The organism is Candidatus Methylomirabilota bacterium, assembly GCA_035764725.1.
GTDB lineage: Bacteria > Methylomirabilota > Methylomirabilia > Rokubacteriales > CSP1-6 > DASRWT01.
The window spans coordinates 1-6558 of record DASTYT010000075.1; the positions used below are offsets into that span (position 1 = coordinate 1).

The following is a 6558-nucleotide window of genomic DNA, read 5'->3' on the forward strand; positions in this document are numbered from 1 at the left end:
GACCTTGCCCGTGCGCAGCTCCTTGGCCTGGACCTGCAGGATGCCGTTGGCGTCGATGAGGAAGGTCACCTCGATCTTGGGCATCCCCGCCGGCATGGGCTCGATGCCACGCAGCTCGAAGCGGGCGAGCGAGCGGTTGTCCCGAGCCAGCTCTCGCTCGCCCTGCAGCACGTGAAGATCCACCACCGTCTGCCCGTCCACCGAGGTCGTGAACTGCTCCTTGGCCATGGTCGGGATGGTGGTGTTGCGCGCGATGAGGATGCTCACGATGCCGCCGAGGGTCTCGATGCCCAGGGAGAGCGGGGTGACGTCCAGGAGCAGCATGTCGGTGATGCCGCCGGCGAGGATCTGCGCCTGCACCGCCGCGCCGAGCGCCACCACCTCGTCGGGATTGAGCTGGCTGTGCGGGGTCTTGCCAAACAGCTCCTCCACGCGTCGCCGCACCAGCGGCACCCGCGTGGAGCCGCCCACGAGCACCACCTCGTCGACCTGCTCGCGCGAGAGGCCCGCGTCCTTCAGGGCCTGGCGGCACGGACCCAGCGTCGCCTCGACGAACGGGGCGATGCGCGTCTCGACGTCGGCGCGCGTGAGGTCCCGGCGATAGACGAAGTCGGCGAAGGGGATGGCGAGGTGGCTCCGCTCCTCGAACGACAGACGGCACTTGGCCGCCTCGGCGGCGAGGCGCAACTCCTGCCGGGCCTCGGGGTCGCGTGCGAGATCGGCGCCGTGGGCCGTCCGGATGTCCTCGAGCAGCCAGCTCACCAGGGCCTGGTCGAAGTCGTCGCCGCCCAGGTGGGTATTGCCGTTCGTGGCAAGCACCTCGAAGACGCCGTCCTTCACCCGCAGGATCGAGATGTCGAAGGTTCCGCCGCCCAGGTCGTAGACGGCGATCAGGCCCTCGGCACGGCGCTGAAGCCCGTAGGCGAGCGATGCCGCCGTAGGCTCGTTGACGATGCGGACCACGTCGAGCCCGGCGATGCGCCCTGCGTCCTTGGTAGCCTGCCGCTGGCTGTCGTTGAAGTACGCGGGCACGGTCACCACCGCCCGCTCGATCTTCTCGCCCAGCGCCGCCTCGGCGCGTTGTTTCAGCGCCCGCAGGACCTGAGCCGACACTTCCGGCGGGGTGACCTCCCGGTCGTCGATGCGGATGCGCACGATCTCGGCCGCGGGCACGACCTGGAACGGGAGCTGGCCCAGCTCGTCCTGTACGTCCTCGTAGCCCCGCCCCATGAGGCGCTTCACCGAGTAGACGGTCCGGGCGGGCTGGCGCGCGAGCTGCCGGCGCGCGGCGTCCCCCACGAGTACGCCCGCCGGCGTGTAAGCGACGATCGACGGCAGGAGCGCTCGCCCCTCCGCGTCCGGGATCACGCGCGGGACACCGTGCTGGTCGACGTAGGCGACCAGGCTGTTGGTCGTCCCGAGATCAATGCCGACGATGCGAGACATGCTGCGCTTGATCCTCTCCGAGCGCTTCGCTCAGGTCGTCGATGACGGTGCGGAGATAGGCGCGCGCGGCCAACCGCTCCTTGAACCACGTGAGGAGCGCCTGGCGGTCTCCGCCCGCATCCAGCGCGGCGTCCCACTCCGCCGCCCGGCCCACCAGCGCGTCTTCCTCCGCTTGCCGGCGCGCGGCCAGGCGCTCGCGCTCGCCGCGCAGGCGCTCGCGCGCCGGCCCGTCGAGCTCGCCCGCGCGGGCCTCCTCGAGGGCCTCCTGCACTTCCAGCATCTCTTCCAGCAGGTCCCGCGGGGCCTTGGGCCGGCCTGTCGCGCCCTCGCGCGTGTCCCGGCCTTCCTCCAGCGCGATCAGGTACTCGACGCGCGCGATGGGGTCGCGCAGCGCGCGGTACGCGCGGTTCACCAGCGCCGAGCGTGCCAGGGTCGCTGCCTGCGCCTCGTCGTCCGCCGCCTGGTGGAAGTCCGGGTGGTGGACACGGCTCAGCTCATAGAAGCGTCGGCGGAGGGCCTCGCCGTCCACCGTAAGCTTCCTGGGTAGTTCGAACACCGCGAAGTAGTCGTCCATCGTCTCTCGCTCACAAAATGCGAACGGGCCCGCCCGGGCCCGTCGTGCGCCGCGCCCCCGGGCCGGGACTAGGCCGAGAACGAGGTCCCACAGCCGCAGCTCGATTTGGCCTGCGGGTTGACGAAGGTGAAGCCGCCCTGCAGCCCCTCGGTCACGTAGTCGAGCGTGGTGCCGTTGAGATAGAGGTAGCTCTTGGTGTCCACCACCACCGTCACCCCGTCGAGCTCGAACTTCTTGTCGTGCTTTCCTACCTCGGTGTCGAACTCCAACGCGTAGGACAGCCCCGAGCAGCCTCCGCCCTTCACGCCCATGCGGAGGAACACTGGCTGCGATTGCTCCGCCATGAGCTTCTTGACCTGCTTCGACGCCTTCTCGGTCAGCGTCACTGCCATGAGAGTTCGCTCCTCCTCCGCCTGTTATTGCGACGCGCCCCGCTCCGCCACGGCTTCGCTCTTGCTCCACCTGTCCTTGTAGTCGGCAAGCGCGGCCTTGATGGCGTCCTCGGCGAGTACCGAGCAGTGGATCTTCACCGGGGGCAGCTTGAGCTCGTTGACGATGTCGGTGTTCTTGATCTTCGCCGCCTCGTCTACCGTGCGCCCCTTGAGCCACTCCGTGGCGAGGCTCGACGAGGCGATGGCGCTACCGCAGCCGAAGGTCTTGAACTTCGCGTCCTCGATGACCCCGGTCTCGACGTTCACCTTGATCTGGAGCTTCATGACGTCGCCGCACTCGGGCGCGCCCACGAGCCCCGTCCCCACCCCGGGAGTGTCCTTGGTGAAGGACCCCACGTTGCGGGGATTGTTGTAGTGATCGACGACCTTGTCGCTATAGGCCATGGTTCCCGAGCCTCCTCCCTATTCGGCCTTCCACTTGATGGTCTTGAGATCGACGCCTTCCTTGGCCAGCTCGTAGAGGGGTGACATCTCGCGGAGCCGCGTCACGACCTCCACCGTCCGCCGTCCCACGAAGTCGACCTCCTCCTCGGTGCTGAAGCGATGGAGGCCGAAGCGGATCGAGGAGTGGGCCAGCTCCGAGTCCACACCCAGTGCCGAGATCACGTAAGACGGCTCGAGGGTGGCGGAGGTGCACGCGGAGCCCGAGGACAGCGCCACTTCCTTGTTGAGCCCCATCAACACCGACTCGCCCTCCACGTAGGCGAACGAGATGTTGAGGTTGTGCGGCAGCCGCCGCTCCGGATGGCCATTGAGGTACGCCTCGTCCACCTTGGAGAGAATGGCGTCCTGCAGCCGGTCGCGTAGGCCGCCCAGGCGCCCCGACTCCTCGGGCATGACCTGCCGGCAGATCTCCGCCGCCGCGCCGAAGCCCACCGCCAGCGGTACCGGCACGGTACCCGACCGCATGCCCCGCTCGTGGCCTCCGCCGTCCATCATGGGGGCCAAGCGCACCCGCGGATTCTTCCGCCGCACGTAGAGCGCGCCCACGCCCTTCGGGCCGTAGAGCATGTGGGAGGTGCAGGAGAGAAGGTCGATACCCATCGCCTCCACGTCCACCGGGACCTTGCCCACCGCCTGGGTGGCGTCGGTGTGGAACACGATGCCCTTCTCCTTGGCGAGCTTGCCGATCGCCGCGGCGTCCTGCACGGTGCCGATCTCGTTGTTGGCGAGCATCACCGAGATCAGGATCGTCTTGTCCGTGAGGACGGCCCGCAGCGCCTCGGGATCCACCAGCCCATCCGCGCCGACGGGGACATAGGTCACCTCGAAGCCCTGACGCTCCAGCCGCTTGCATACGTCCAGCCCCGCCCGCTGCTCGATGACGGTGGTGACGATGTGATTACCCTTCTCGCGATACATCTCGGCCACGCCCTTGAGGCCGAGGTTGATCGACTCGGTGCCCCCGGATGTGAACACGAGCTCCTTGGGATCGCGCGCGCCGATGAGCCCGGCGATGGCGCCCCGGGCCCGGTCCACCGCGCCCTCCGCCTCCCAGCCGAACGGGTGATTGCGGCTGGCCGGATGACCGAACTTCTCGGTGAAGTACGGCAGCATCGCTTCCAGCACGCGCGGGTCCACCGGGGTGGTGGACTGGCTATCCATGAAGATGGGCAGCTTCAACGCCATGTGACCTCGTCTCCCTCTCGATCAGCTGGCCGTGGTCAGCGCGGACACCGGCACCACCGTGGTCTCCGGCGGAGCACCGGCCGACGCCAGCTCGGCCAGGGTCATGGAATCCAGCAGCGAGCTGATGCTCGCCTGAATCTTCTGCACGGGCAGCCGCAGGTTGCAGCGCGAGTACTGGGGACAGTGATCGTCGACCATGCAGCTCACGATCCGTACGGGTCCTTCCAGCGCCCGCACCACCTGTCCCACCGTGATCTGGATACGGGGGCGGGCCAGGACATAGCCGCCCTTGGGGCCGTTGTGCCCCACGATCAGCTTGCCCTTGGCCAGGCGCTGCAGGATCTTCGCCAGCAGCTCGGACGGAATGTTGAACTCCTCGGCGATGCGCTTCGCGCTCACCGCGGTGTCGTCCGGCTGGGCGGCGATGTAGTGGATCGCCATCAGACCGTAGTCCGCGCGCTTGGTGAACCGCAGCATCTCCGCTCCTGTCCCCCTAAGTCCGACCATTTATATCGGCGACCGTTCTAGTCGGAGTTTGCCCCCGTACGAGGGGAAAGTCAAGCATCGACCGGGGGTTGGGCGGGATGACTACCCCTGGGCCCAGGCGTCTCGGAGCCGGCTGGCGGCGGCCTCCGGCGGGGTGTCCGTCACGTAGATACCCCCCACCCGCTTGACCCGCTCGGGCCCCGGTATCACCCCGATATGCCAGTGATAATCGTCCGCCAGCGTGGCCCACTCCCCGGCCAAGACTTTGGCGCCTCGGTTCGGGGCGGTGTAGAGCGTCATCTCCACGGACGGGTCGGCGAGCGCGCGCGCCACCGTACTGAAGCAACCCGAGATCACCCTGGCGAGATCAGCCACCAGGTCGCCCGACAGGGCGTCCTCGTAAGCGGCGGCGTGCTGCCGGGGGAGGATCCAGAGCTCGAAGGGCGCTCGTCCGGCATAGGGCACCACCGCCAGGAAGCGGTCCGACTCGTGCACCACTCGTTCGGCGTCGGCCAGCTCCTGCCTGACGATGTCGCAGTAGATGCAACGGCGCTTGTATTGGTAGTACTCGCGGGCTTGGTCCAGCTTGTAGCGCACCTCGTCGAAGATGATCGGGATGGCCGTGATGCGCGAGTACGGGTGGGTGATGTGCGAGCCGGGGATGCGGTGGCGGCGCGTGAGGAGGAGATCGCGGATCGCGAGGTCACGCTTGAGATCGCGGATGCGCTCCCCGTACATCCAGAGCACCTGCTCCCATTGCGGGAGCGGCATGTCGCCCGGCGTCTCGTCGTGGCGTGGGCTCTCGATGATCAGCTCACTCGCCCCGCGCGGCGTGATCTTGTCGTAGAGGCCCACGCCCTCGCGGTCGAGGGGCAGCTCGATCCGGAAGTAGGGATCCGCCTCCGGAATGACCCGCACCGACCACCCGGGACTGTTGGCGGTCGAGCCGTCCTTGCGATACGACGCGATCTCCCTCGGAGTGAGGCGCTCGTTGCCGGGGCAAAATGGGCACTCGGACTGGGTCGCCCGCTCCGCGCCGGACGGACGAACGAGCACCCATTGACCGCGCGTGGGATCCTTGCGGAGGTCGCTCATGGCCGGGTCAACATAGAAAAGTCACTCCAGCAAGTCAACCGAATGCAAAGGACCTTCGTTGCGTGGCACATCGCTTGCGTCCTCGGAAGGAGGAGCGCGTGTATTCGGTCAGTGGCGATGGGTCTCCCGGTCGCCACGACCGGGTAAGGCTTATCCGATCTGCCGAGGCATGAGGTGTCGACCCCTGCAGACGGTTGCCCTCACCGCGAGATAGCCAGAGGCATGGATCTTGTACCGATCCCGTCCATGACCCCTACGCCCGCTCCACCCAGCGGCTTCATCAGCCCTCTGCGCCGGCACAAGCCACGCCAGGAGTCGGCGATCGCACGGCGCCGCTATCGTCGCGCGCTCGTCGCCCTTGCGCGCGCGGGTGTGCCGTACGTCGTGGGCGGCGCGTACGCCATGGAGCGGTACACCGGCATCGCGCGGTGGACGAAGGATCTCGACATCTTTATCCTGCCCAGCGACCTCGACGTCACCCTCGAGCGGCTGCGCGCGGCGGGCTTCAAGACCGAGGTCCCCTTCCCGCACTGGCTGGCCAAGGCGTACGCCGCGCGCGACTTCGTCGACCTCATCTTCGGCTCGGGAAACGGCATCGCGGAGGTGGACGAGGACTGGATGCGGTACGGCACGCCGGGCACGGTGCTGGGCGTGCCGGTGCGACTGTGCCCGCCCGAGGAGATGATCTGGTCGAAGGCCTATGTCGCCGAGCGCGAGCGGTACGACGGCGCCGACATCGCCCATCTGATCCGCGCCGGCCACGACGACCTCGACTGGGAGCGGCTGCTCCGCCGCTTCGGCGACCACTGGCGTCTGCTCCTGAGCCACCTCGTGCTGTTCGAGTTCGTGTATCCGAGCGAGCCGGCGCCGCGGGCG

At 68.1% G+C, this 6558-nt stretch carries 8 protein-coding genes; 1 reads left to right on the forward strand and 7 read right to left on the reverse strand.

The features are described from left to right. From dnaK to VFX14_12425, 7 genes are all read right to left on the reverse strand, one after another. A partial coding sequence (gene dnaK / locus VFX14_12395) for a molecular chaperone DnaK (protein HEU5190479.1) occupies window positions 1-1446 on the reverse strand: 1446 nt, incomplete at its 3' end. Next, window positions 1424-2020: a Fe-S protein assembly co-chaperone HscB gene (hscB, locus tag VFX14_12400; GenBank protein HEU5190480.1), complete on the reverse strand. Its 597-nt coding sequence runs from the start codon at window positions 2018-2020 to the stop codon at window positions 1424-1426. The genes hscB and dnaK, both read right to left, overlap by 23 nt. Window positions 2021-2088: 68 nt before the next feature. Then, the gene (locus VFX14_12405) at window positions 2089-2412 is read right to left on the reverse strand and encodes an iron-sulfur cluster assembly accessory protein (protein HEU5190481.1); all 324 of its coding nucleotides are present in this window, start codon (window positions 2410-2412) and stop codon (window positions 2089-2091) included. 24 nt (window positions 2413-2436) lie between these two features. Continuing rightward, window positions 2437-2856, reverse strand: a complete 420-nt coding sequence (iscU, locus tag VFX14_12410; GenBank protein ID HEU5190482.1) for a Fe-S cluster assembly scaffold IscU — start codon at window positions 2854-2856, stop codon at window positions 2437-2439. Between the two features lie 18 nt (window positions 2857-2874). Continuing rightward, window positions 2875-4101: an IscS subfamily cysteine desulfurase gene (locus VFX14_12415; protein ID HEU5190483.1), complete on the reverse strand. Its 1227-nt coding sequence runs from the start codon at window positions 4099-4101 to the stop codon at window positions 2875-2877. Window positions 4102-4122: 21 nt separating this feature from the next. Further along, complete coding sequence (locus tag VFX14_12420) at window positions 4123-4578, reverse strand: Rrf2 family transcriptional regulator (GenBank protein HEU5190484.1); 456 nt, start codon at window positions 4576-4578, stop codon at window positions 4123-4125. Window positions 4579-4689: 111 nt separating this feature from the next. Continuing rightward, window positions 4690-5682, reverse strand: a complete 993-nt coding sequence (locus VFX14_12425) for a hypothetical protein (protein ID HEU5190485.1) — start codon at window positions 5680-5682, stop codon at window positions 4690-4692. Window positions 5683-5928: 246 nt separating this feature from the next. On the opposite strand from VFX14_12425, the gene VFX14_12430 reads away from it, so the two are divergent. Next, the coding region (locus tag VFX14_12430; protein HEU5190486.1) for a hypothetical protein at window positions 5929-6558 on the forward strand (630 nt) is incomplete at its 3' end.

Bases quoted from the DNA above. Each gene is read 5' to 3' on its own strand.
- hscB (HEU5190480.1), bottom strand. From the start codon at position 2,020: ATGGACGACTACTTCGCGGTGTTCGAACTACCCAGGAAGCTTACGGTG.
- VFX14_12420 (HEU5190484.1), bottom strand. From the start codon at position 4,578: ATGCTGCGGTTCACCAAGCGCGCGGACTACGGTCTGATGGCGATCCAC.
- VFX14_12405 (HEU5190481.1), bottom strand. From the start codon at position 2,412: ATGGCAGTGACGCTGACCGAGAAGGCGTCGAAGCAGGTCAAGAAGCTC.
- iscU (HEU5190482.1), bottom strand. From the start codon at position 2,856: ATGGCCTATAGCGACAAGGTCGTCGATCACTACAACAATCCCCGCAAC.
- VFX14_12425 (HEU5190485.1), bottom strand. From the start codon at position 5,682: ATGAGCGACCTCCGCAAGGATCCCACGCGCGGTCAATGGGTGCTCGTT.
- VFX14_12415 (HEU5190483.1), bottom strand. From the start codon at position 4,101: ATGGCGTTGAAGCTGCCCATCTTCATGGATAGCCAGTCCACCACCCCG.